The organism is Pseudomonas sp. Ps21-P2, from assembly GCF_039672565.1.
Classification (GTDB): Bacteria; Pseudomonadota; Gammaproteobacteria; order Pseudomonadales; family Pseudomonadaceae; genus Aquipseudomonas.
Genome location: NZ_JBDFPL010000002.1, coordinates 293,147 through 316,657, shown reverse-complemented (window position 1 = coordinate 316,657; position 23,511 = coordinate 293,147). Strand labels below are relative to the sequence as shown.

General features: G+C 61.1%; 22 protein-coding genes. 11 read left to right on the top strand and 11 right to left on the bottom strand.

What is annotated here, in order from left to right; translation table 11 throughout:
• Nucleotides 1-57 precede the first annotated feature (57 nt).
• Together ABEH28_RS05345 and ABEH28_RS05340 are read left to right on the top strand one after the other, a co-directional pair.
• Nucleotides 58-2,559 (top strand): circularly permuted type 2 ATP-grasp protein, encoded by a 2,502-nt coding sequence (locus ABEH28_RS05345; protein WP_346629327.1) that lies wholly within the window; start codon nt 58-60, stop codon nt 2,557-2,559.
• Complete coding sequence (locus ABEH28_RS05340; RefSeq protein WP_192171084.1) at nt 2,559-3,455, top strand: transglutaminase family protein; 897 nt, start codon at nt 2,559-2,561, stop codon at nt 3,453-3,455. The genes ABEH28_RS05345 and ABEH28_RS05340 overlap by 1 nt, the downstream gene beginning before the upstream one ends.
• A 147-nt stretch (nt 3,456-3,602) precedes the next feature.
• On the opposite strand, the gene ABEH28_RS05335 is transcribed toward ABEH28_RS05340, so the two are convergent.
• Both ABEH28_RS05335 and ABEH28_RS05330 read right to left on the bottom strand, forming a co-directional pair.
• Complete coding sequence (locus tag ABEH28_RS05335) at nt 3,603-3,833, bottom strand: hypothetical protein (RefSeq protein ID WP_346626834.1); 231 nt, start codon at nt 3,831-3,833, stop codon at nt 3,603-3,605.
• Between the two features lie 110 nt (nt 3,834-3,943).
• A complete protein-coding gene (locus ABEH28_RS05330; RefSeq protein WP_346629326.1) occupies nt 3,944-4,072 on the bottom strand; it encodes a hypothetical protein in 129 nt (42 codons plus the stop codon).
• 186 nt (nt 4,073-4,258) lie between these two features.
• Here ABEH28_RS05330 and azu point away from each other — a divergent pair, with 186 nt between their 5' ends.
• Nucleotides 4,259-4,705, top strand: coding sequence for an azurin (gene azu, locus ABEH28_RS05325; protein ID WP_346629325.1), 447 nt, complete (start codon nt 4,259-4,261; stop codon nt 4,703-4,705).
• On the opposite strand, the gene ABEH28_RS05320 is transcribed toward azu, so the two are convergent.
• The 4 genes from ABEH28_RS05320 to ABEH28_RS05305 form a co-directional block, all read right to left on the bottom strand.
• A complete protein-coding gene (locus ABEH28_RS05320) occupies nt 4,706-5,734 on the bottom strand; it encodes a DUF1338 domain-containing protein (protein ID WP_346629324.1) in 1,029 nt (342 codons plus the stop codon). It abuts the gene before it with no gap.
• A gap of 151 nt (nt 5,735-5,885) precedes the next feature.
• Entirely contained in the window at nt 5,886-6,713 is an 828-nt protein-coding gene (gene nadE, locus ABEH28_RS05315; protein ID WP_192171080.1) for an ammonia-dependent NAD(+) synthetase, read from the bottom strand.
• 60 nt (nt 6,714-6,773) lie between these two features.
• The gene (gene pncB, locus ABEH28_RS05310) at nt 6,774-7,973 is read right to left on the bottom strand and encodes a nicotinate phosphoribosyltransferase (RefSeq protein ID WP_192171079.1); all 1,200 of its coding nucleotides are present in this window, start codon (nt 7,971-7,973) and stop codon (nt 6,774-6,776) included.
• A gap of 301 nt (nt 7,974-8,274) precedes the next feature.
• On the bottom strand, nt 8,275-9,180 hold the full coding sequence (locus tag ABEH28_RS05305; protein ID WP_282367779.1) for a LysR substrate-binding domain-containing protein: 906 nt from the start codon (nt 9,178-9,180) through the stop codon (nt 8,275-8,277).
• A 156-nt stretch (nt 9,181-9,336) separates the two neighbouring features.
• Between ABEH28_RS05305 and ABEH28_RS05300 the strand changes: the two genes are divergently transcribed.
• The 8 genes from ABEH28_RS05300 (at nt 9,337) to ABEH28_RS05265 (ending at nt 19,299) form a co-directional block, all read left to right on the top strand.
• Nucleotides 9,337-10,827 carry an aldehyde dehydrogenase family protein gene (locus ABEH28_RS05300; RefSeq protein WP_346629323.1) on the top strand — a complete coding sequence of 497 codons (1,491 nt, stop codon included), beginning with the start codon at nt 9,337-9,339 and terminating at the stop codon, nt 10,825-10,827.
• A 169-nt stretch (nt 10,828-10,996) separates the two neighbouring features.
• The gene (locus ABEH28_RS05295) at nt 10,997-12,280 is read left to right on the top strand and encodes an FAD-binding oxidoreductase (protein WP_192171076.1); all 1,284 of its coding nucleotides are present in this window, start codon (nt 10,997-10,999) and stop codon (nt 12,278-12,280) included.
• 356 nt (nt 12,281-12,636) lie between these two features.
• Nucleotides 12,637-13,773: an ABC transporter substrate-binding protein gene (locus tag ABEH28_RS05290; protein ID WP_192171075.1), complete on the top strand. Its 1,137-nt coding sequence runs from the start codon at nt 12,637-12,639 to the stop codon at nt 13,771-13,773.
• Between the two features lie 184 nt (nt 13,774-13,957).
• Entirely contained in the window at nt 13,958-14,872 is a 915-nt protein-coding gene (locus tag ABEH28_RS05285) for a branched-chain amino acid ABC transporter permease (RefSeq protein WP_037015668.1), read from the top strand.
• A 2-nt stretch (nt 14,873-14,874) separates the two neighbouring features.
• Complete coding sequence (gene livM, locus ABEH28_RS05280; RefSeq protein WP_192171074.1) at nt 14,875-16,170, top strand: high-affinity branched-chain amino acid ABC transporter permease LivM; 1,296 nt, start codon at nt 14,875-14,877, stop codon at nt 16,168-16,170.
• Nucleotides 16,170-17,045, top strand: a complete 876-nt coding sequence (locus ABEH28_RS05275) for an ATP-binding cassette domain-containing protein (protein WP_192171073.1) — start codon at nt 16,170-16,172, stop codon at nt 17,043-17,045. Before livM ends, ABEH28_RS05275 begins: the two co-directional genes overlap by 1 nt.
• Nucleotides 17,042-17,758: an ABC transporter ATP-binding protein gene (locus ABEH28_RS05270; protein WP_065987777.1), complete on the top strand. Its 717-nt coding sequence runs from the start codon at nt 17,042-17,044 to the stop codon at nt 17,756-17,758. The genes ABEH28_RS05275 and ABEH28_RS05270 overlap by 4 nt, the downstream gene beginning before the upstream one ends.
• A gap of 770 nt (nt 17,759-18,528) precedes the next feature.
• Nucleotides 18,529-19,299, top strand: a complete 771-nt coding sequence (locus ABEH28_RS05265) for an SDR family oxidoreductase (protein ID WP_192171072.1) — start codon at nt 18,529-18,531, stop codon at nt 19,297-19,299.
• Nucleotides 19,300-19,634: 335 nt separating this feature from the next.
• Here ABEH28_RS05265 and ABEH28_RS05260 read toward each other — a convergent pair whose 3' ends face one another.
• The 5 genes from ABEH28_RS05260 to ureE form a co-directional block, all read right to left on the bottom strand.
• Nucleotides 19,635-20,771, bottom strand: coding sequence for an AGE family epimerase/isomerase (locus ABEH28_RS05260; RefSeq protein WP_346629322.1), 1,137 nt, complete (start codon nt 20,769-20,771; stop codon nt 19,635-19,637).
• Between the two features lie 276 nt (nt 20,772-21,047).
• Nucleotides 21,048-21,620, bottom strand: a complete 573-nt coding sequence (locus ABEH28_RS05255) for a HupE/UreJ family protein (RefSeq protein WP_346629321.1) — start codon at nt 21,618-21,620, stop codon at nt 21,048-21,050.
• 33 nt (nt 21,621-21,653) lie between these two features.
• Entirely contained in the window at nt 21,654-22,268 is a 615-nt protein-coding gene (ureG, locus tag ABEH28_RS05250) for an urease accessory protein UreG (protein WP_037015648.1), read from the bottom strand.
• A gap of 58 nt (nt 22,269-22,326) precedes the next feature.
• The gene (locus tag ABEH28_RS05245) at nt 22,327-23,001 is read right to left on the bottom strand and encodes an urease accessory protein UreF (protein WP_346629320.1); all 675 of its coding nucleotides are present in this window, start codon (nt 22,999-23,001) and stop codon (nt 22,327-22,329) included.
• Nucleotides 22,998-23,498: an urease accessory protein UreE gene (gene ureE / locus ABEH28_RS05240; protein WP_192171068.1), complete on the bottom strand. Its 501-nt coding sequence runs from the start codon at nt 23,496-23,498 to the stop codon at nt 22,998-23,000. Before ureE ends, ABEH28_RS05245 begins: the two co-directional genes overlap by 4 nt.
• Nucleotides 23,499-23,511 lie beyond the last annotated feature (13 nt).

Below are 23,511 nucleotides of genomic sequence, written 5' to 3'. Positions count from 1 at the left end.
TCTGCGCTACTCTGAGCGCAGTTGATTCGAGTCCTTTTGTTGTCTGCCGAGCCTTCCATGCCTGACCTGCTTGACCACTATCCGCTCACCCCGGGTACCTACCACGAGATGCTGGATGCCAGCGGCGCCGTTCGGCCCCATTGGCAGCGGCTGTACGAGCATCTCCAGCGCAGCACACCTGCGCAGCTCATCCAGCGTCAGGCGCTGCTCGCCAGGCAGATTCAGGAAAACGGCGTCACCTATAACGTCTATGCCGACCCCAAGGGCGCCGATCGTCCCTGGGAACTGGACATGCTGCCCCACGTGATTCCACTGGAAGAGTGGCAGCCACTGGCGGCCGGTATCGCCCAGCGCGCGCGTTTGCTCAATGCCGTGCTGGCTGATCTCTACGGCCCGCAGGAACTGATCGCCGAAGGTCTGCTGCCGGCGGAGCTGGTGTTCGGCCACAACAACTTTCTCTGGCCATGCCAAGGCGTAAAGCCGCCTGAAGGCACTTTTCTGCATGTGTACGCGGTTGACCTGGCGCGCACGCCCGACGGTCGCTGGTGGGTCACCGCCGACCGGACTCAGGCGCCGTCGGGTGCCGGTTACGCGCTGGAAAACCGGCTGATCGTGTCGCGGGCGTTTCCCGAGTTGTACCGGGATCTGCAAGTCCAGCACCTCTCGAATTTCTTCCGGTCGCTGCAGGAAACCCTCGCGCGCCAGGCACCCACCAGCCACGAAGCCCCGCTGGTGGTACTGCTAACACCTGGGCGTTTCAACGAGAGCTATTTCGAGCATCTGTATCTGGCCGGTCAGTTGGGTTATCCACTGGTGGAAGGCAGCGACCTGACCGTGCGCGACGCGACGGTGTACCTGAAAACCCTCAGCGGGTTGCGTCGTGTTCACGCGATCATGCGCCGTCTGGACGACGATTTTTGCGACCCACTCGAACTGCGCACGGATTCCGCGCTGGGCGTGCCGGGCCTGCTTCAAGCGGTGCGACAGGGCCGCGTGCTGGTCGCCAATGCCCTGGGCAGCGGCGTGCTGGAATCACCGGGGCTGCTCGGGTTTCTCCCGAAGATCAACGAGCATCTGTTTGGCGAAGAGCTGCTGCTGCCGTCGATCGCCACCTGGTGGTGCGGCGAGCCGCCGGTGCTGGCCCAGGCGCTGGAGAAGATGCCGGAGCTGCTTATCAAGCCTGCGTTCCCGTCCCAGAGTTTCGCCCCGGTCTTCGGCCGCGATCTCAGCGACGATGACCGCCAGGCCCTGGCCGCGCGTATGCAAGCCCGGCCTTATGCCTACGTCGCGCAGGAATTGGCGCAGTTGTCCCACGCGCCAGTCTGGCAGGGCGAGGACAGTCAGCTGCAGCCCCGCGCTATCGGCATGCGCGTGTACGCGGTGGCAACGGCCGATGGCTATCGCGTCCTGCCGGGCGGCTTGACCCGCGTGGCGGCCGATGCCGACGCTGACGTGGTGTCGATGCAGCGCGGCGGCGCAAGCAAGGACACCTGGATTCTTGGCGAGCGACCCCTGGGTAGTGAACCGTGGAAAAACCGTCACTCGCTGGGCGTGCACGACTTGATCCGCCGCGATCCGTACCTGCCGTCGCGGGTCGTGGAAAACCTGTTCTGGTTCGGCCGTTATTGCGAGCGATGCGACAACAGCGCGCGCCTGCTGCGGATCATGCTGACGCGCTATGTCGACGGCGATGATCCAGTCGCTTTGCAAGCAGCGGTCGAGCTGGCCGAGCGACTTCATCTGCTGCCGCTCCAGGACGAAGATGAGCCGAGCGAGCTGCATGAGCGTCTGCTCGAAGCGCTGTTGGGTGATGACTGGCCGTTCAGCCTGCGCTCCAATTTGCAGCGCCTGCAATGGGCTGCGTCCCAGGTGCGCGGCAAGTTGTCCCGCGAGAACTGGCAGGCGCTGGTGGAATTGCAGCGTGAAGCCCTGAGCCTGGAGACCGAGAGCCCTGATTTCGGTGAGTTGCTGGATTTTCTCAACCGGCTGGTGATGTCGCTGGCGGCGCTGTCCGGTTTTGCCCTGGATGACATGACCCGCGACGAGGGCTGGCGCTTTCTGATGATAGGGCGGCGCATCGAGCGCTTGCAGTTTCTCTGTACGACGCTGGCGGCGTTCCTGCGCAGCGACGCGGTGTTTCACCAGGACGCCCTGGACGGGCTGCTGGAGCTGGGCAACAGCGGGATCACCTACCGCTCGCGCTATCTGGCCCTGCCGCAGTTGATCCCGGTGCTCGACCTGCTGGTGCTGGACGACCAGAACCCCCACGCGGTGTTGTTTCAGCTCAAGCTGGTGGCGCGCTCGGTGAAGCGCATGAACGAGGATTTCGGTGTGCCTCAAGACAACAGTCTCGCGACGCTGATTCAGCGGCTGGCGGTGTTCGATCTGGGTTGCCTTGAAGAAGGGTTGTTCGGTGAGAGCAGCATCAAGGCAGCACTGGATGGGCTGGCGGATCTGCTACAAACCATCGGCGAGACCAGCGGCCACGTTTCGGACCGGCTCGCGCTGCGTCATTTCGCCCACGTCGATGATGTCAGCCAGCGTACGGTGTCGGTCTGATGAACAGCGCCCAGTATCAAGTCCTCCACGACACCCACTACAAATACGACAGCCCGGTCTCCCTGGCCCAGCAGCTCGCCCATCTGTGGCCACGGCGCAGTCCCTGGCAGCGCTGCCTTGAGCAGCATTTGGTCATCAGCCCGACCCCGACCACCCGCCGTGATGAGCTGGACGTGTTCGGCAATCCGCTGACGCGGCTGGCATTCGAACGTCCCCATGATGAGCTGCAGGTCAACGCGCGCCTGCGCATTGAAGTGCTGGAACGACCGCAGCTGGATTTCAATGGGTCCGCTCCATGGGACGAGGCGCAGCATCGACTGACCTACAGCGCCTCGAGGATGGCGCCGGATATCCTTGACGCCTGCCGCTATCGCTTCGAATCGCCCTACGTGCATCTGAAGCAGACCTTCGTCGAGTTTTCCGCCAGTTGCTTTCCCGCCGGACGGCCGATGCTGCTGTGTGCGCAGGCGCTGATGGAGAAGATATTCGAAGAGTTCACGTTCGATGGCGAGGCGACTCAGGTGGCCACGCCGTTGGTGGAAGTGCTGGAAACCCGACGGGGTGTCTGTCAGGACTTCGCTCACTTGATGCTGGCCTGCGTGCGCTCGCGCGGTCTGGCGGCGCGGTATGTCAGCGGCTATCTGCTGACCCAGCCACCGCCCGGCCAGCCACGGCTGATCGGCGCCGACGCTTCCCACGCGTGGGTGTCGGTGTTCTGTCCGGTGTTGGGGTGGGTGGATTTCGATCCGACCAACAACGTTCAGCCTGCGCTTGAGCACATCAGTCTGGCGTGGGGGAGGGATTTTTCTGACGTGTCGCCATTGCGGGGGGTGATTCTGGGAGGCGGGAGCCACGATCCGGAAGTGCGGGTGACGGTGATGCCAATTACGGGTTAGGCGGGCGTTGGTATCGACGGGGCTGTGAGCGCGCTTGCGATATCGGGGTGTCAGCCAATGGATGGATCATGGCGAAAATCCCATCGTGAGCAAGCTCACTCCTACAGGTTTTCGCGTTCATCCATCCCATTGCGCTGAATCAGATGATCACTCAGCAGGCTTTTCTTCGGCGGAGCCTTTTACTTCGGTGGAGCCTTCAGCATCGGTAGAGTGCTCAGCTTCGGTGGCGCCTTCGGCGTTTTCGCCGTCTAGGACTGCACCTTCTCCAGCCTCTGCTTCAGCCTTCTCGGCCTGCTTGCGCTGTGCTTTTTCCTCTTTCTTTTGCTCTTTTGCCAGATCACGTTGGCGTTTGGCGAAGGAATAGTTGGGTTTGGCCATGGGCAGTCCTCGAGGCAGACGATAAGTCAGCACATTCTGCCTGAGAATGGTGCAAAACCGGCGTGGTATTTTTCCTCACCCGATCATCAATCACGGTCAGTCGCCCGCCATTACAGGTCGCAGCCGTTGAAAACCGCGCGTTTATAGACGCCGTAATCCTGGCTGGCGCGGTCGTAATTGCCCGATGCGCCGCAGGCGTAAGCGGCGAGCAAGCTGCGGAAAATGCTGGAAAGTTGCATGGGATCGTCCTGAAGGTGGGTGACAGGGCGATCTTATGCAGCCATCTTAGCGCTGACTGTTTGATTGTCTCGATGGCCCTGATAGAGGCCGTGCCGAGATGACCGGCAATAACGGTTGTTGAATTGTTCTAATTCAGGGCTGTCTTTGTATACGAAATCAAAGGCTACCCCACCTGGAGACGCACCATGATTCGCAAGCTTGTCGCTGCATCCGTTCTGACTTTGGCCAGTGGGCACCTGCTGGCGGCCGAATGCTCGGTCGAAGTCGATTCCACCGACCAGATGACGTTCACCACCAAGGCGATTGAAATCGACAAGAGCTGCAAGCAGTTCACCGTCAACCTGAAACATACGGGCAGCCTGCCGAAGGCGGTCATGGGCCACAACCTGGTCATCAGCAAATTCGATGACATGTCGCAGATCGCCACTGACGGCATGAGCGTCGGCATCGACAAGGATTATCTAAAGGACGGTGACGCGCGCGTTATTGCCCACACCAAAGTCATCGGCGGAGGCGAGTCGGATGCGGTCACGTTCGACGTATCCAAGCTGGATCCGGCCCAGGCATATGGCTTCTTCTGCTCGTTCCCGGGCCACATCGGCATGATGAAAGGCACTGTCACGCTGAAGTGATCATTGGGCCTGCTTCGAGTCGGTCATCTTGAAGATGCCCTGGGCGTTGCTGCTGTCGAAGTTGAGATCGATCTTGCCGTTGTCAGGGTCGATCTTGCGCTGAATGAACTCCACGAATGAGCCCGGCACCTTGTGCGTCACCGCGACGCCCTCGGCATTCAACAGCCCTCGGCTTACGGTGCAGGCCTTGTACGCGGTCTGCATGACCCTTCCCGAACCTGACACCTCGATGCTGTCCTTCATCGGCCGCTCGCGCCGATGCTGTTCGGCCACCGTCGCTTCCAGATCCACCACCCGATCGGTCAGGTGATTGAAGCTGTTGCCTTCGGTGGCGATCCACGCCATTTCCGCGCTCTCGCTGAGTAGCTTGCGATAGTCATCTTCCCGAACGACGCCGTGTTGGCGGCCAAACGCGCGATACAGCGCCGGTAGCAGCTGCGTGGCTTCGGAAACGCTGCAATGGCGGGTGGTGCGCAGGCGATTGAGGATGCTCAGGTCTTCCGGGCTCAACGGGTCGCGGCTCGAACCGACGACACGGCTGACCGCCTCTTGAAACGGCTGACTGAGTCGGCCGGGGTGCAGTTCGGAGACGAAGAACTGCGCGATGTCTTCCGGCAGGTCCATCTGGCGATAGCCCCAGCCGGTCATGTTCAGTTTGGTCAGCGGATAGGTGCGCACATCGGTGAAACCCAGCGGCTCCAGCAGGCGCGAGAAGGCCTGACGCCCGCGTGGCAATTCGCCGTTGTCCGCCCAGTCGACGGTGCGGATCGCGCCGTGGTCGAACACCACCTTGCGGCCGCCCTCGGATTGCTCGTCCACGTAGCGAAGTCCGTCAGGCACGGCCTCCACCAGCTTGTGGAACAGGCACAGGTTCAACGCTTCAGCGAGCCAGACCCGATGGACCGCCTCGTCAGACCATGAAAATCCGCTCAGCGCCTGAGGCACCTCGACGCGGTGTTCGAGCCATGCCGCAGCGGGCTGGCCGACGGTGGACGCAACGAGGGAGAAGAGGCCTTGGAAAGCAGTCATGGATAGCGGCTCTGGGCGGGGAAGTCAGAGCGCTATGTAAGCCGTGATGGCGAGCGCCATCAAGCGAAAAGAAATAACGGGTTCATTCCGTTTTTGAATGCTGCCCGATGGATTTTCATCCAAACCCATCGGGCATCTTCATTACCGAGCCTTATGGCGCGTACGGCAGATCCCGTTTGTGCTGGGTCTTGCGGTAGGTGCTGACAATGATCTCGGCGGTTTCCTGCTTCACCGGCTCACCGTGCAGGAAGGCGTCGATCTCTGCGTAACTGATGCCGTGGGCCGCTTCGTCCGGTTTGCCGGGGACCAGTTCTTCGAGGTCGGCGGTGGGGACTTTCTCGACGAGGTTTTGCGGCGCGCCGAAGCTGCGGGCGATCGCACGAACCTGGTTTTTCACCAGACCGCTCAGCGGCGCCAGGTCGCAGGCGCCGTCGCCGAACTTGGTGTAGAAGCCCATGACCGCTTCAGCGGCGTGGTCGGTGCCGATTACCAGACCGCCTTTCACGCCGGCAATGGCGTACTGCGCGACCATCCGCGTCCGGGCCTTGATGTTGCCTTTTACGAAATCCACGGCACTGGCGGCCTGGCCTTCGAAGGCTTTGATCTGATCAACCAGCGCTTTCACCGAGGGCGCGATGTCCACCGTGTGGCGCTCGTCCGGGTTGATGAAATCCACCGATGCCGTGGCTTCATGTTCGTCGTGCTGGATGTGGTACGGCAGGCGCACGGCGATGAAGGTGTAGGCATTGTCGCCGGTGCTCTCACGCAGCTCGCGGACGGCGCGTTGGGCCATCAAACCCGCTGTCAGCGAATCCACGCCGCCACTGATGCCGAGCACCAGCACTTTCAGGCGGGCGTTGTTCAGGCAGTCCTTGATGAATTGCACGCGGCGGCTGACTTCCGCCTGCAGCGCTTCGTCATTGGCGAAAGGCGGCTGGACGTTGAGCTGCCGGGCGATCTCGCGCTGTACGTCTTGCATGATTGACTCCTTGAGCAAAAAAGGAATGGCATGGAAAAGGGGCGGCGGTCGGTGCTCGACTCAGGCTGGCACCTTGAATACGTGGCGCAGATAGGACACGAACTCCGGGTCCTTGCACTGGGTTTTGCCGGGCTCGTCGGAAATCTTTGCCACGGGCTGGCCGGCGCAGGCGGTCATTTTCAGCACGATGCTCATCGGCTTGATCCCCGGAATGTCTGCCGTCAGGTTGGTGCCGATCCCGAAGCTGACGTTGATGCGACCCCGCAGCGCACGGAATATTTCCAGCGCCTTGGGCAGATTCAAGCCGTCGGAGAACACCAGCGTCTTGCTCATCGGCTCGATGCCCAGCTTCTGATAATGACGGATGCATTTTTCGGCCCACTGCACAGGATCGCCCGAATCGTGGCGCAGGCCGTCGAAGAGCTTGGCAAAGAACAGGTCGAAATCACCGAGGAAGGCATCGGTGGTGATGCAGTCGGTCAGCGCAATACCCAGCAGGCCACGGTACTCACGCACCCAGCAATCAAGCGCGGCGATCTGGCTGTCGATCAGGCGCGGGCCGAGTTGCTGGTGGGCCATGATCCATTCGTGGGCCATGGTGCCGAGAGGTTTGAGGTCGAATTTGCGCGCCAGGTGCACGTTGCTGGTGCCGACGAACTGGCCGGGGAAATCCTTTTTCAGCACTGAAACCACGTCTTCCTGCACCGCGTAGGAGAAGCGTCGGCGCGTGCCGAAGTCAGCCACTTTCAATTCCGCCAGTTCATCGGCGGTGGCGGTGGCGGTCAGCCAGTCGAACTTGCGGTACAGCTGATCGCGGGCCTGGCTGAGCAGGGTTTCCGGGTTGCGGTGGCGGTTGCGGACTTCGCTGACGATGGCCAGAACGGGCACTTCGAAGAGGATCACGTGCAGCCATGGGCCAGACAGGCGGATGCACAGTTCGTCGTTTTCGATGGTGGTCTGGACGTAGCGCAGGTTGAAGCGGAACAGCCCGAGGAAACGCAGGAAGTCGGGCTTCATGAAGTTGATGCGTTCGAGGAAACCGGTTTCCTCGATGCTCAGCGACAGTTCGCAGAGCTGCTCGATCTGATGGCGGATCTCGGCCAGATACGGCCTGAGGTCTTCACCGTTGCGGCAGCGAAACTCCCACTCGACTTCGACGTTGGGGTAGTTGTGCAGCACGGCCTGCATCATGCTCAGCTTATAGAGGTCGGTATCGAGCAGGTTCTGCACGATGCGGTCCGCGAAAGCGCTCTCACTCATTGTGTCGCTCCAGCCAGCAGCGGGCCGCCAAGGTGCGGCCCGGGATTCAATTGGGTGTCGCATACAACCTTGCGGTAGCGCTGTGGCGGTACGTCCGGTTTGTTATTGACGATGGCCGACATAATGCCAGTCGTCGTGGAAGAGGGGCAGAAATGTTTCAGCGATTGTGGGACCGGCTTTAGCCGGGAAGGCGTCGGTGGTCACGCCGCAGATGTGATCGTATGCAAAAGGGCCTCTTCCCGGCTGAAGCCGGTCCTACGAACACCGCGTGTATCCAGTGCGACAGGCGGGCCCCCCTAACTCACTGCGGCGTTGGCTCGTTGAGCTGTTCGAGCATCCATTCCACAAACACGCGAATCTTCGGCACTTCGGCCGCGTGCTCCGGATAGGCGAGGTAATAGGCGTCCTGACTCGGCAGGGCATGGGGCCATGGGATGATCAGTTTGCCGTCAGCCAGTTCTTCTTCGACCAGAAACCGGGGCAGCAGCGCGACGCCGCATCCCACTTGCGCCGCGCGAATGCACATGTAGATCGTTTCGAAACGCGGCCCGTGGTAGCTGTGTTCCGTCTGGTAGCCCTGACTCTCGAACCAGTCATGCCAGGCCTGTGGACGATGCGCATTTTGCAGCAGAACCAGATCGGTCAATTGCGTAGGATCTGTGAAGGGCTCAATCGGTAAACTGCCGGGGGCGCAGACCGGGATCAGCTCTTCGCTGAACAGCCTCACGCTCTCGGCGCCGGGCCGGGCGCCACCGCCGAAATAGAACGACAGGTCGCAGCGGCTCTGGGCCAGGTCATCGCTTTCCTGTTCGTTGACCAGATCCAGATGAATGTGCGGATGACGCATGCGCCAGCCCTTCAGGCGCGGCACCAGCCAGCGAGCACCGAAGGTCGAGGGTGTCGACACCCGCAGGACTTCGGTTTCGCCGCCGTAGGAACGCAGGAAGTGCGTCGACATTTCCATCTGCGTGAGCACTTTGCGCACTTCGCCCAGGTACAGCGCACCGGCTGGCGTCAATTGCAGGCGCCGCCGAACCCTTCGAAACAACAGGTGTTGCACCAATTCTTCCAACTGGGCGACCTGCTTGCTGACCGCGCTCTGGGTGAGGTTCAGCTCCTCGGCCGCGCGGGTAAAACTCAGGTGACGGGTCACCGCTTCAAAACATTGCAGCGCGGTGACCGACGGGAGATGGCGTTTGCTCAGCATATTCGGCTCGTTAAGCATCAGCATGAAAAAACGGAATGATATCTCGCTTAATCGTCGTTTGTTGCAGTGCCGCCCGCCAGCTATTACTAGAGGCTGACGAAATAACCCATATTTGGCATTCCGCTTTCGCGCTTACGATCAGTTCCAGGAGAAACCATGCTCAACGACCTGCTTACCCGACTCGGTGTCGATGCCGCGCTTTATCAACAGGGCGACAAGCCTGTTCACACGCCTATCGATGGCAGTCAGGTGGCGTCGGTGAACTGGGAAAGCGCCGCCGAAGTCGAGCAGCGCATCACCCGCGCCGACCACGCCTTCGAAGCGTGGCGCAAAGTGCCTGCGCCCCGGCGTGGCGAGCTGATCCGCCTGTTTGGCGAAGCGCTGCGCAAGCACAAGGCCGACCTGGGCGAGCTGGTGTCGTGGGAGGCCGGCAAGATCACACAGGAAGGGCTGGGTGAAGTGCAGGAAATGATCGACATCTGCGACTTCGCCGTCGGCCTGTCGCGTCAGATGTACGGCCTGACCATCGCTTCCGAGCGCCCGGGCCACCACATGCGTGAAACCTGGCACCCGCTGGGCGTCGTCGGCGTCATCAGCGCGTTCAACTTCCCCGTTGCGGTCTGGTCGTGGAACACCGCACTGGCGCTGGTCTGCGGTAACTCGGTGATCTGGAAACCGTCGGAAAAGACCCCGCTGACAGCGCTGGCCTGCCAGGCACTGTTCGATAAAGTCGCGGCTGAGTTCTCGGACGCTCCGCAGTACCTCACCCAATGCATCGTCGGCGGCCGCGAAGCGGGTGAGGCGTTGGTGGATGACGCCCGCGTCGCGCTGATCAGCGCCACTGGCAGCACGCGCATGGGCCGCGAAGTGGCGCCGAAACTCGCCGCACGTTTCGCCCGCAGCATTCTGGAGCTGGGCGGCAACAACGCGATGATTCTGACCCCGAGTGCCGATCTGGACCTGGCCGTGCGTGCCGTGCTGTTCAGCGCTGTCGGTACGGCGGGTCAGCGTTGCACCACCCTGCGTCGTCTGATTGCGCACTCGTCGGTCAAGGCCGAGTTCGTCGAGCGCCTGAAAGCGGCGTACGCCAAGGTGCGTATCGGGCATCCGCTGGAAGGCAATCTGGTCGGTCCGCTAATCGACAAGCAAAGCTATGAAAACATGCAGGAGGCGCTGGAGCAGGCGCTAAGCGAAGGCGGCAAGGTGTTTGGCGGCAAGCGCCAGTTGCAAGATAAATTTCCCAACGCTTACTACGTCTCGCCGGCCATCGTCGAAATGCCGGAGCAGAGCGATGTCGTGCGCAGCGAAACCTTCGCGCCGATTCTGTACGTCGTGGGCTACGAAGAATTCAGCGAGGCGGTGCGCCTGAACAACGACGTGCCCCAAGGTTTGTCGTCATGCATCTTCACCACTGACGTGCGCGAGGCCGAGCAGTTCATTTCGGCGTTGGGCAGCGATTGCGGCATTGCCAACGTCAACATTGGCCCGAGTGGTGCAGAGATTGGTGGCGCGTTTGGTGGTGAGAAAGAAACCGGCGGCGGTCGCGAGTCCGGCTCGGATTCGTGGAAGGGCTACATGCGTCGCCAGACCGCCACGGTGAACTACTCCCGCGAACTGCCGCTGGCGCAGGGGATTACGTTTGATTGATGCCATCTGGTCGAGCGCGTTCTGATAGATGATCGTGCCCACGCTCTGCGTGGGTACGCATCCCCAGGCGCTCTGCGCCCGGTTTCTGTGACGCGGAGCGTCATCGGCTGCATTACCACGCGGAGCGTGGGAACGATCAGGTCTGGCTGTCTCTTTCCGAGGGTTTGCGATGCCGTTACGCGAAGAATGTCTGTGGGAAACGCTGACGCCGCAAAGGCCGGAAGCGCCCGCGTTGCGCGGGGAAGTGACTGTCGATGTGTGCGTCATCGGCGCAGGCATCACCGGTTTGTCGGCGGCCATTCATCTGCTTGAGCAGGGCAAGACCGTCGCTGTCGTCGAAGCCCATCGCACCGGGCAGGGCGGGTCCGGCCGGAACGTAGGACTGGTCAACGCCGGCCTGTGGATTCCGCCTGACGAGATTGAAGCCGGCTTCGGCGAGAAAGTCGGCAGCCAGCTCAACACCATGCTCGGCAATGCGCCGTCGCTGGTGTTCAGTCTGATCGAAAAGTACGGCATCGAGTGTCAGGCGACGCGCAAAGGCACGCTGCACATGGCCCACAACGCCAAGGGTGAGCTGGACCTGCGCAGCCGTGAGGAACAATGGAAACGTCGCGGCGCGCCTGTGGAATTGCTCACTGGCAAGGCTTGTCAGGAAGCTACCGGCACCACCGAGATCACCTCCGCCTTGCTCGATCACCGCGCCGGCACCATCAACCCAATGGCCTATACCAGCGGGCTGGCGGCGGCCGTCGCGCAATTGGGCGGTCAGCGTTTCGATCACTCGCCGGTCAAACGCCTTGAACGTCAGGGCTCGCGCTGGTGCGTGATCACCCAAAACGGCGCGGTGCTTGCCGAGCAAGTTGTTATCGCGTCCAACGCCTACACCGAGGGCGAGTGGACCGAGCTGCGACGCAACTTCTTCCCCGGCTATTACTATCAAGTGGCCTCGGCGCCACTGACCGAAGACGCTGCCCGGCAGATTTTGCCAGGCGGGCAGGGTTCCTGGGACACGCGGCAGGTGCTCAGCAGCATTCGTCGGGATGCGGATGGTCGGCTGTTGTTGGGCAGTCTGGGCAATGGCAATCAGAAGCCCGGCTGGTTTTTGAAGGCGTGGGCCGATCGCGTACAACAGCATTATTTCCCGTACCTCAAACCGGTGGAGTGGGAATCCACATGGACCGGCTGCATCGCGTTCACGCCCGATCACTTGCTGCGAATGTTCGAGCCTGCACCAGGACTGGTCGCTGTCACCGGTTACAACGGACGCGGCAACACCACAGGGACGGTGGTTGGCAAAGCCTTCGCCGATTATCTGTGCAGCGGCAACGCCAGTGTCTTACCCATCCCCTTTGCGCAGATGCAGCCGCTGGCGGCCGTTGGACTGCGCAGTTCTTTGTACGAGGCTGGCTTTTCGCTATACCATGCGGGCCAGTGCCTCAGAATCGTGATCTGAGAAGAATTTTCTCTTCAAAACAACGATTTCTCCTACATCCACTACCCTCAAATGGTGCGTCCCGTAGCGGATTCGCACCGACGGTGTGCAGTTCGGTGACGCAGGCTGTAACAACAGGGTTGTACAGGTGAAGGCGGCGCGGTTGCGCGCCTGCTTCCCTGCGGTTGCTCTTTTAAAGTCGCAAGGTTGCACCTTGCGCGGTTTAGACGGTTGCACGCCCCGTGAAAAAGGGCAGAAATCAGTCGGATAGCGACAAAACGACGAGTTTCTCAAGAATAAAAAACCGATGGCACGCCACTTGCTCGCAGCAGCTTCGTGGTCGCAGTGCTAATTAAAAAACCCAGGAGCACCAACTCATGTCGCAGACGTTCTACAGAAAAGGCTTTCTTGCACTCGCCGTGGCTACTGCCATGGGTGCGGCTTCATTTGCGCAGGCAGCCGACATCAAGATCGGCGTTGCTGGCCCGATGACTGGCGCCAATGCCTCGTTCGGCGAGCAATACATGAAGGGCGCTCAAGCAGCTGCCGATGCCATCAACGCTGCGGGCGGCGTCAACGGCGATAAAATCGTCCTGACCGCCTACGACGATGCGTGCGAACCGAAACAGGCCGTTGCCGTTGCCAACAAGGCGGCGTCTGACAAAGTTGCCGGCGTTGTCGGTCACTTCTGCTCCTCCTCGACCATTCCGGCGTCGGAAGTCTATGACGAAGCCGGCATCATCGCGATCACCCCAGGTTCCACCAACCCGACCGTGACCGAGCGCGGCCTGAGCGCCATGTTCCGTATGTGCGGCCGTGACGATCAGCAAGGCATCGTGGCCGGCGATTACATCGTCGACGTGCTCAAGGGCAAGAAAGTCGCCGTCATCAACGACAAGGACACCTACGGCAAAGGCCTGGCAGACGCCACCGCCAAGCAGCTGACCGCTCGCGGCGTGAAGCCTGTGCTGGAAGAAGGTCTGACCCGTGGCGAGAAAGACTTCAGCGCCCTGGTCACCAAGATCCGTTCCGTTGGCGCTGACGTGGTTTACTTCGGCGGCCTGCACCCGGAAGCCGGTCCACTGGTTCGCCAGCTGCGTGAACAAGGCCTGAAAGACGTGAAATTCATGTCTGACGACGGCGTCGTGACCGACGAACTGGTGACCACCGCTGGCGGCGCGCAATACGTCGATGGTGTGTACATGACCTTCGGCGCCGACCCGCGCATGCTGCCGGACAGCAAGGCCGTGGTTGAGCAGTTCCGCAAATCCGGCTACGAGCCAGAAGGCTACACCCTCTACGCGTACGCTTCGGTTCAGGCCCTGGCCGCTGGCTTCAACGGCGCCAAGTCGAACAAAGGCGAAGACGCAGCCAAGTTCCTGAAAGCCCACCCGGTCAAAACCGTCATGGGCGAGAAAGCTTGGGACACCAAGGGCGACCTGAAAGTCTCTGACTACGTGGTTTACCAGTGGGACAAGGACGGTAAATACCACCAGCTCGAAAAGCAGAAGTGAGTTAAGCGCTTAGTCGGATCGGCTGTTTTCCGGGGGTGAGCCGGGAGACAGCCTGATCCGGTAATCGGCGCTGTCTGACGGCGGCGCCGGATTTCTTCTGTTGCCACTGTGTGCGCCGCTCTATTCCTCACGAGGGAATGGTCGCGCGCGCCAGGTCGGCCTTTCAAGTTCGTGAGCGTGCGTGATGGACGGTATTTTCCTGCAGCAAATGGTCAACGGCCTGACACTGGGCTCGGTCTATGGCCTGATCGCCATCGGTTACACGATGGTCTACGGCATCATCGGCATGATCAACTTCGCCCACGGCGACGTTTACATGATCTCCGCCTACCTCGCAGCCATCGGCCTTGCCGTGCTGTCGTTCTTCGGCGTTGAGTCATTCCCCTTTCTGATTCTCGGCACACTGATCTTCACCATTGTGGTGACCGGTGTGTACGGTTTCGTCATCGAGCGAGTGGCGTACAAACCGCTGCGTAACTCGACCCGTCTGGCGCCACTGATCAGCGCGATCGGCATCTCCCTGATTCTGCAGAACTACGCGCAGATCGCTCAGGGCCCACGCCAGCAAGGCGTTCCGACCCTGCTCGAAGGCGCCATGCGCTTCGATGTCGGCAGCGGTTTCGTACAGATCACCTACACCAAAATCTTCATCCTGATCGCTGCCTTCGTCGGCATGGGCGTACTGACCTACATCATCAAGTACACCAAGCTGGGCCGGATGTGCCGCGCCACGCAACAGGATCGCAAGATGGCCTCGATTCTGGGCATCAACACCGACCGGGTGATTTCCTACGTATTCGTCATTGGTGCGGCCATGGCGGCATTGGCTGGCGTGCTGATCACCATGAACTACGGCACCTTCGACTTCTTCGCCGGCTTCGTCATCGGCATCAAGGCGTTTACCGCAGCGGTACTCGGCGGCATTGGTTCGTTGCCGGGGGCCATGCTTGGCGGCCTGATCCTGGGGGTTGCCGAGTCGCAGTTCTCCGGGCTGATCAACTCCGACTACAAAGATGTGTTCAGTTTCGGCCTGCTGGTAGTGATTCTGATCTTCCGTCCCCAAGGCCTGCTGGGTCGCCCACTTGTGGCGAAGGTATAACCATGTCTGCACCTACTAAACCCATTGATATCAAACAAAGCCTGATCGACGCGGTGATCGCCGGGCTGCTGGCGCTGATCGTGTTCGGCCCGATTGTCGGCATCGTGCTGGATGGCTATGGCTTCAACCTGCAACCGGGCCGCGTCGCCGTGCTCGTCGGCGTTGTCGTTGTCGGTCGTTTCTTCATGAGCCTGTTCCTGCAGACGCCGAAGGGCGTGGCCATCGCGCAGAGTTTCGAAAGCTCGGGCTCCGGCGTGCACGTGCTGCCGCCGGGTTACAAGACGCGCCTGCGTTTTATCATTCCGCTGATGATTCTCATCGCAGTGATCTTCCCGATCTTCGCTGACAAGTACGTGCTGACCGTGGTGATCCTCGGCCTGATCTACGTGCTGCTGGGCCTGGGCCTTAATATCGTGGTCGGCCTCGCCGGTTTGCTCGATCTGGGTTATGTGGCCTTCTATGCGATTGGCGCGTACGGCCTGGCGCTGGGTTATCAGTATCTGGGCCTGGGGTTCTGGTCGGCGTTGCCGCTGGCAGCCATCGCCGCGGCGCTTGCCGGTTGCATCCTCGGCTTTCCGGTGCTGCGCATGCACGGGGATTACCTGGCCATCGTGACCCTCGGTTTCGGCGAGATCATCCGTCTGGTGCTCAATAACTGGCTGTCGTTCACCGGCGGACCGAACGGCGTGCCGGTGCCTTCGCCGACCTTCTTCGGGCTGGAATTCGGGCGTCGCGCCAAAGACGGCGGCATCCCGATCCACGAGTACTTCGGCTTCGAATACAACCCCGACCTGAAATTCATCTTCATCTACACCGTGCTGTTCCTGGTGGTGCTGGCTGTGCTGTACGTCAAACACCGCCTGACGCGGATGCCAGTCGGCCGCGCGTGGGAAGCGCTGCGTGAGGACGAAATCGCCTGCCGCTCGATGGGCCTGAACCACGTGCTGGTCAAGCTGTCGGCCTTCACCATCGGCGCGTCGACGGCCGGTCTGGCGGGCGTGTTCTTCGCCAGTTATCAAGGCTTCGTCAACCCGACCTCGTTCACCTTTTTCGAGTCGGCGCTGATCCTCGCTATCGTCGTGCTCGGCGGCATGGGCTCGACCGTCGGCGTGGTCATTGCGGCGTTCGTGCTGACCGTCGCACCGGAACTGCTGCGCAGCTTCGCTGAATACCGCGTCTTGCTGTTCGGCATCCTCATGGTGCTGATGATGATCTGGCGTCCGCGTGGCCTGATCCGCATCAGCCGTACCGGCGTGCAGCCACGCAAAGGCGTGCTGGCCAAAGTGGAGGGCGCGTGATGAGCGACGAAATCGTTCTGTCCGTCGAAAACCTGATGATGCACTTCGGCGGCATCAAGGCCCTCAGCGACGTCAGCCTGCAAGTGCGGCGCAACTCGATCTTCGCCCTCATCGGCCCGAACGGCGCCGGCAAGACCACCGTGTTTAACTGCCTGACCGGTTTCTACAAAGCCACCGGCGGGCGCATCGAGCTCAATGCGCGGGGCAAGAAAACCAACGTCATTCAGTTGCTCGGCGAGCAGTTTCGCGCCGCCGACTTCGCTTCGCCGAAGCGCTTCGGCAGCCGGCTGTACTACAAGATGTTCGGCGGCACACATTTGGTAAACCGTGCGGGGCTTGCGCGAACTTTCCAGAATATTCGCCTGTTCAAGGAAATGTCCGTCGTCGAGAACCTGCTGGTCGCACAGCACATGTGGGTCAACCGCAACATGCTCGCCGGCATCCTCAACACCAAGGCCTATCGCAAGGCCGAAGACGACGCCATGAACACTGCGTTTTACTGGCTCGAAGTGGTGGATCTGGTGGACTGCGCCAACCGTCTGGCTGGCGAGCTTTCCTACGGCCAGCAACGCCGTCTTGAGATCGCGCGGGCGATGTGCACGCGTCCGCAGGTCATCTGCCTGGACGAACCGGCAGCAGGCCTGAATCCTCAGGAAACCGAGGCGTTGAGCGGCATGATTCGCCACTTGCGCGACGATCACGACATGACCATCGTGCTGATCGAGCACGACATGGGCATGGTCATGGGGATTTCCGACGACATCGTCGTGCTCGACCACGGCAACGTGATCGCCAAGGGCAAACCGGAACAGATCCGCAACGATCCGAAAGTGATCGCGGCATATCTGGGCGCCGATGAAGAGGAGTTGGTATGAGTAAGCCGATCCTCGAACTGAAAGAGATCGACGTGTATTACGGGCCGATCCAGGCCCTGAAGAAAGTCTCGATGCACATTGACGAGGGCGAGACGGTCAGCCTGATCGGCTCCAACGGCGCGGGCAAATCCACGCTGCTGATGTCGATCTTCGGCCAGCCACGGGCGGCCAGCGGCCAGATCATCTATCAGGGCACCGACATCACCCACAAGTCGTCCCACTACATTGCGTCCAACGGCATCGCGCAATCGCCGGAAGGCCGCCGCGTGTTCCCGGACATGTCGGTGGAAGAGAACCTGATGATGGGCACCATCCCCATCGGCGACAAACACGCCAGCGAAGACATGCAGCGCATGTTCGAGATGTTTCCGCGGCTCAAGGAGCGTCGTAACCAGCGGGCAATGACCATGTCCGGCGGCGAGCAGCAAATGCTCGCCATCGCCCGCGCGCTGATGAGCCGTCCCAAGTTGCTGTTGCTGGACGAGCCGAGCCTGGGGCTGGCGCCGATCATCGTTAAGCAGATCTTCGCGACGCTGCGTGAGCTGGCGCAAACCGGCATGACCATCTTCTTGGTCGAGCAGAACGCCAACCATGCGCTGAAGCTGTCGGACCGCGCTTACGTGATGGTCAACGGCGAGATTCGTCTGACCGGCACGGGTAAGGAATTGCTCACCAACGAGGAGGTCAGGAACGCCTATCTCGGCGGTCATTGATTCCTGATCCTGCTGTTAAACCAAGCCCCGGGTGGATAACTCCCGGGGCTTTTTTGTGGGGAAGTCGAATTGTGGAAAACAATTTTGGGCAGTTGCGAAAACGCGACATATAGCCGCTGCAAATCGCTGTTTTGTCACGCTTTTGACTTGTTCAGTTTTACTGTGGAGGTGACTGTGAATAAGTTGTCAGCAGCTGGCTGCAGGCCTTTGTTTACGTGGCTTACAGCCTTCTGATCAATTTTTGACCAGTCGTTTCGGCCGGTATTTTGCGGGGGTTTGTCAACGTTGTTCTGGCTGGTTTTTTATACAGTCTTTAGGCAGCGCCTCCCTGTGGATAAGTCTGTGCGCAACCGTTGGAAAGACCGCCGCAGATAGCGCAATCTCTGGCCTCGACGCGTCATTCCTGTCCGCGCACCCAAGTCCTGGGGGAATTGGACGGCAGATGGCCCATGGCCGGTCAAGTAAAAACATCGTTCGAGTTACCCACACGCCCCGTATGCCGGGGCTTCCGGCGTTTCGAGTTGCCCCCAGAAAATGGTTGTCTGACTGTGGATAAGGTGGGCAAAAGTGTCTACAGGCCATATGGCATAAGGCCTTGGATTCATTGGTTGTTTTTTATACAGCAAAGCAGTTGTATGACGATGTTGCTGATGGTGCTTGATCCCGGCCTGTCTGCGCGGGCATTCTCCAGAACCTTCTTACACGCAACGCAGCTTGCGTGACATTCCCGCTTGGCTTGATAAGCCCGCATCTTTAGTCAGGAGAAAGAAATGACCTCTACCGTATTCATTACCGGGGCCACTTCCGGGTTCGGCGAAGCCTGCGCCCGTCGTTTTGCCGAGGCGGGCTGGTCACTGGTGCTGACCGGTCGCCGTGAAGACCGCTTGCAGGCGCTGAGCGCTGAATTGTCGAAACAGACCAAGGTGCACACGCTGACGCTGGACGTGCGCGATCGCGCAGGCGTGGAGCGCGCTGTGGAAAGCCTGCCGGCTGAATTCGCGAAGATTCGTGGCCTGATCAACAACGCTGGCCTGGCGCTGGGGATCGATCCTGCACCCAAGTGCGATCTGGATGACTGGGACACCATGATCGACACCAACGTCAAAGGGCTGGTTTACACGACGCGCACGCTGCTTTCACGCCTCATCGCTTACGGCCGCGGCGCCAGCATCGTCAACCTTGGTTCGGTGGCGGGGAATTATCCGTATCCGGGCGGTAACGTTTATGGCGGCACCAAAGCGTTCGTCGGACAGTTCTCGCTGAACCTGCGCAACGACTTGGTCGGCACCGGCGTACGCGTGACTAACCTTGAGCCGGGTTTGTGTGAAAGCGAGTTCTCGCTGGTACGTTTCGGCGGCGATCAGGCCAAGTACGACGCGACCTATGCGGGTGCAGAGCCTATCCAGCCCCAAGACATCGCCGACACTATCTTCTGGATCATGAACACCCCGGCCCACGTCAACGTCAACAGCCTGGAGCTGATGCCTGTGAGCCAGACCTGGGCCGGCTTTGCGATTGATCGCAGTCGTGGGGAGAAGTAAGTAGGGTTTTAGGTGATTAGCGCCGCCCGGCACGCGGCGCGTTTTAGAAAGCAGCGCCGTCCATGTGAGCGTGGGCTTGCTCACGAAGACGGCATTTCAATCGCTGAATCTTTAGCGGATGTACCTGCCCATTCGCGAGCAAGCTCGCTCCCACGGGTTTGAGTAAGGCGCAGAATCAGGTGCCGAGCGCGGTCAAATTGTGGGAGTGAGCTTGCTCACGAAGACGGCATTTCAATCGCTGAATCTTTAGCGGATGTACCTGCCCATTCGCGAGCAAGCTCGCTCCCACCGGGGGAGTCGCCAATCTCTGATGGGATCTCCATCAGGGAATCAGTTCAGCCGCTGAAATACTCGGCCAGCCCGATATAGCAGGTCGCCAGGTGATACGGCGTCGTCGACGGCATGTCGCTGCGGCTGATCTGCCCACGGCTGTCGAGGCACTCGTTCCAGCCGGTGGGGTGCAGGAACTGTGCTTGCAGCGCTCTCAACTGACGCGCCAGCAGGTACTCGCTATCAGGCCGTAACGTCAACGCGCGCAGGTATTCAGCCTGGGCCCAGATGCGCTGCGTGCCGTCTTTCACGGAACCGTCCACATCCAGCATCGCCGCGACGGCGCCAGTGGTTTGATCGACGCCCTGAGCCTCGGCGTGGGCGAACGCGGTCTCCAGCGAGCGATACAGCGGCGTGCCCCGCAGCCGCGCGGAAGACGCCAGCAAGTAGAACCATTCGAACTGGTGACCCGGCTCGGACCAGTTATCCACAGCGTCCAGCGGTTTCTCCAGCATCACCCCATGCTCAACATCGACAAAGCGTCGTTGCATGGCGTCCACCAACCCATCCAGCGCCGCCCGCGTGTCAGCGTCGTCGCGCACGGCCAGTGTGCCGAGAAAGGCTTCGGCCAGATGCATCAGCGGGTTCTGCAGCGGGCCGGCGTTCAGCGAAGACCAGTCTTCGGCCAGCACGGATTCATACAAGCCATCGCCGTCGGCAAAGCGCTCGGCGACCACGTTCAGGGCGGCATTGAGCACCGACTCCACCAGCGGCTCACGGACCTTGCCCCAGTAATGCGCGCAGGCGAAGACGATGAAGGCGTGGGTATAGAGGTCCTTGCGGCGATCCAGCGGCGCGCCCTGTGGATCAATGCTGTAGAACCAGCCGCCGTGCTCGGCATCGTGAAAGTGCTGCTGCAACGAACGAAACAGCGCGGTTGCTCGGGTAGCGGCGTCGGGGACGTCGGGGTGATCGATCAGGCTTGAAAACAGGAACAGCTGGCGCGCACAGGCCATGGCCCGGTAGCGCTGTGGCGGCAGAGGCCGATGCTGAGCGTCGAGCGCCTCGAACGGCAACGCCATCTCGGCATTCCACCCCGGGCCTTGCCACAACGGCACGACCACGCCCATGAAGTGCTGCTGCAGCTCAGTGAACAGGGCGGACAGTTCAGACTTGGCGGTGGGGAGGGAAGCGTCAGGCATTGGATGGCGTCACGGCAGTGGCAAATTGCGCGACATGGTAGCAGGAGGTGAGACGAGCGGGGCAGCGGGGATCAATTGATCCCCGCCAAGCCCTATCGGAAATGCCTGCCGTTCAACGCAAAACGCGATCCCTGTAGGAGTGAGCTTGCTCGCGAAGACGGTATTTCAACCGCTGAAGATTGAGCGGATGTTCGGACCTCTTCGCGAGCAAGCTCGCTCCCACAATTGACCTGTCGGTAGACATATATCTGCGGTCTGGTTTTATCGCAGCGTGATTCAGCCCGCAAACAACCAGGCGCCGGTCGCCGCCGACAAGGCGCCTGCGATCCGCACGACCGGGGCCGCCGCCGTTGGCAGGAAGCGCACCACGGCGTAACCCGCTGCGTGCAGCGCAGCGGTCGCGCCGACGAAACCGAGGGCGTAACCCCAAGGGCTCGACATCTCCGGCAGCTCCAGACCATGGGCCACGCCGTGGAACAGCGCAAACAGCGCCGTCGCCGCCACGGCCACGAACAGTGGCGGACGCACCGCCAGCGCCACCGCCAGGCCCAACGCAAACACCGAGGCCGCAATACCGCTTTCCAGTGCAGGCAGCGCCAGCCCTTCAAACCCGAGCAAGCCGCCGAGCAGCATGGTGCCGACAAACGTGCACGGCAGCGCCCAGCGCGCGGCGCCTTTTTGCTGTGCAGCCCAGAGCCCGACAGCAATCATCGCCAGCAGGTGATCGATGCCGCCCAATGGATGGCTGATGCCTGCCGCAAGACCGCTTTCGTCGTGGCCGGGGTGGGCGAAGGCCAGCGCCGGAACGAGGAGCAGCGCCAACGCGCCGAATACTTTTTTGCCGTTCATGAATGAATTCCTTGAGTCCTTAAGATGTACGAATCAGGCCGCAGTCAGCAGGCCCTGGCGCTCGATGAACGCGACGATCTGTTCCAGCCCGTGACCGGTTTTCTGGTTGCTGAACACGAACGGCTTGTCGCCGCGCATCTTCTTCGTGTCGCGGTCCATCATCTCCAGCGAGGCCCCCACCAGCGGCGCGAGGTCGATCTTGTTGATCACCAGCAGATCGGATTTGCAGATGCCGGGGCCACCCTTGCGCGGCAGCTTGTCACCCGCCGACACGTCGATCACATAAATGGTGAGGTCCGACAGCTCCGGACTGAACGTCGCGGACAGGTTGTCGCCACCGGATTCGACGATGATCAGGTCCAGACCCTCGAAGCGCCGATTGAGCTGGTCGACGGCTTCCAGATTGATCGACGCGTCTTCGCGGATCGCCGTGTGCGGGCAGCCGCCGGTTTCCACGCCGATGATGCGCTCAGGCGCGAGTGCTTCGTTGCGCACCAGAAAATCAGCGTCTTCACGGGTGTAGATGTCGTTGGTGACCACCGCCAGGTTGTAGCGATCTCGCAGGGCCAGGCACAGCGCGAGCGTCAGGGCGGTCTTGCCGGAACCGACCGGACCGCCGATGCCGACGCGCAAAGGTTGGCTGTTCATTCGTTCTCTCCGTTAAGCATGTTGTGCGGTTCGAGGCGCTGCGCCGATGGCGGCCACCTCATGATCGGAACAGGCGGCTGTACTGCCGCTCATGGTTCATGCTCGCCAGCGCCAGACCGAATGGCGCGCTGCCGATGTGTTCAGGATTCAGCGCGGTCGCGTGTTGCTGGGCGTTCTGCAGCAGCGGCAGCAACTCGCTGGTCAGCCGCTGGGCGGCTTGCTGCCCCAGTGGCAGGGTTTTCATCAGCACCGCCAGCTGGTTTTCCAGCCAGCTCCAGAGCCAGGCGGCGAGCGCGTCCTGAGGACTGATCTGCCAGGCGCGCGCAGCCAGTGCCCAGCCCAGCGCCAGATGCGGCTCGCCCATGCGCTGCAGAAAATCCCGTGCGGGCTGATCCATTTCCGGCAGGCCGTTGAGCAATTGCTGCAGCGAGTAACCCATCTGCCGACTCTCCAGATGCAGCTCGCGGGTTTCGCGGCTGGCGCGGTGTGCGTCGCTCAATTGCAGCAACGTCGCCCAGTCGTCTTCGGCAGCCGCCGTGCAGTGCGCCAGTAAAAGCGGCGCTTCGAATCGCGCAAGGTTGAGCAGCAATTGGTCGCCAATCCAGCGGGCGGCGCTGGCCGAGTCGTGAACGGTGGATTGCTCGACCGCCATTTCCAGTCCCTGGGAATAGCTGTAACCGCCGATCGGCAGTTGCGGGCTCGCCAGACGCAGCAGCGCCCAGGCAGCGTTCACGTGCGCACGCCGAATTGATGAATGCGCGGCGCGTAATTGAAGTCTTCTTCACCGGCGCGGGAGTGGTGATGGCCGCCACCGTAGGCCCCGTGCTCGGGCTGGAAGGGCGCTTCGATGGATTCGGTGGTGGCGCCCAGTTGATCGAGCATGGCCTTGAGCACGTAGTCGTCAAGCAGACGCAGCCAGCCGTCGCCCACTTGCAGCGCCACATGGCGGTTGCCCAAGTGATACGCCGCGCGCGTTAGTTCGAACGCGTTGCTACACGTCACGTGCATCAGTTGTTCAGGGCGAGCGCAGACGCGCACGATCCGGCCGTCTTCAGCCTTGAGGAAATCTCCGTCACGCAACGGCGGCTGACCCCGTTCAAGGAAAAGCCCGACGTCTTCACCTTCGGCACTGAAACAGCGCAGCCGGCTTTTGCTCCGGGCCTCGAAAATCAAATGCAGCTCTGCGGCCCATTCAGCCTGAGGTTCGGTTCTTTGATGAATGACGAGCATCAGAAAGCTTCCA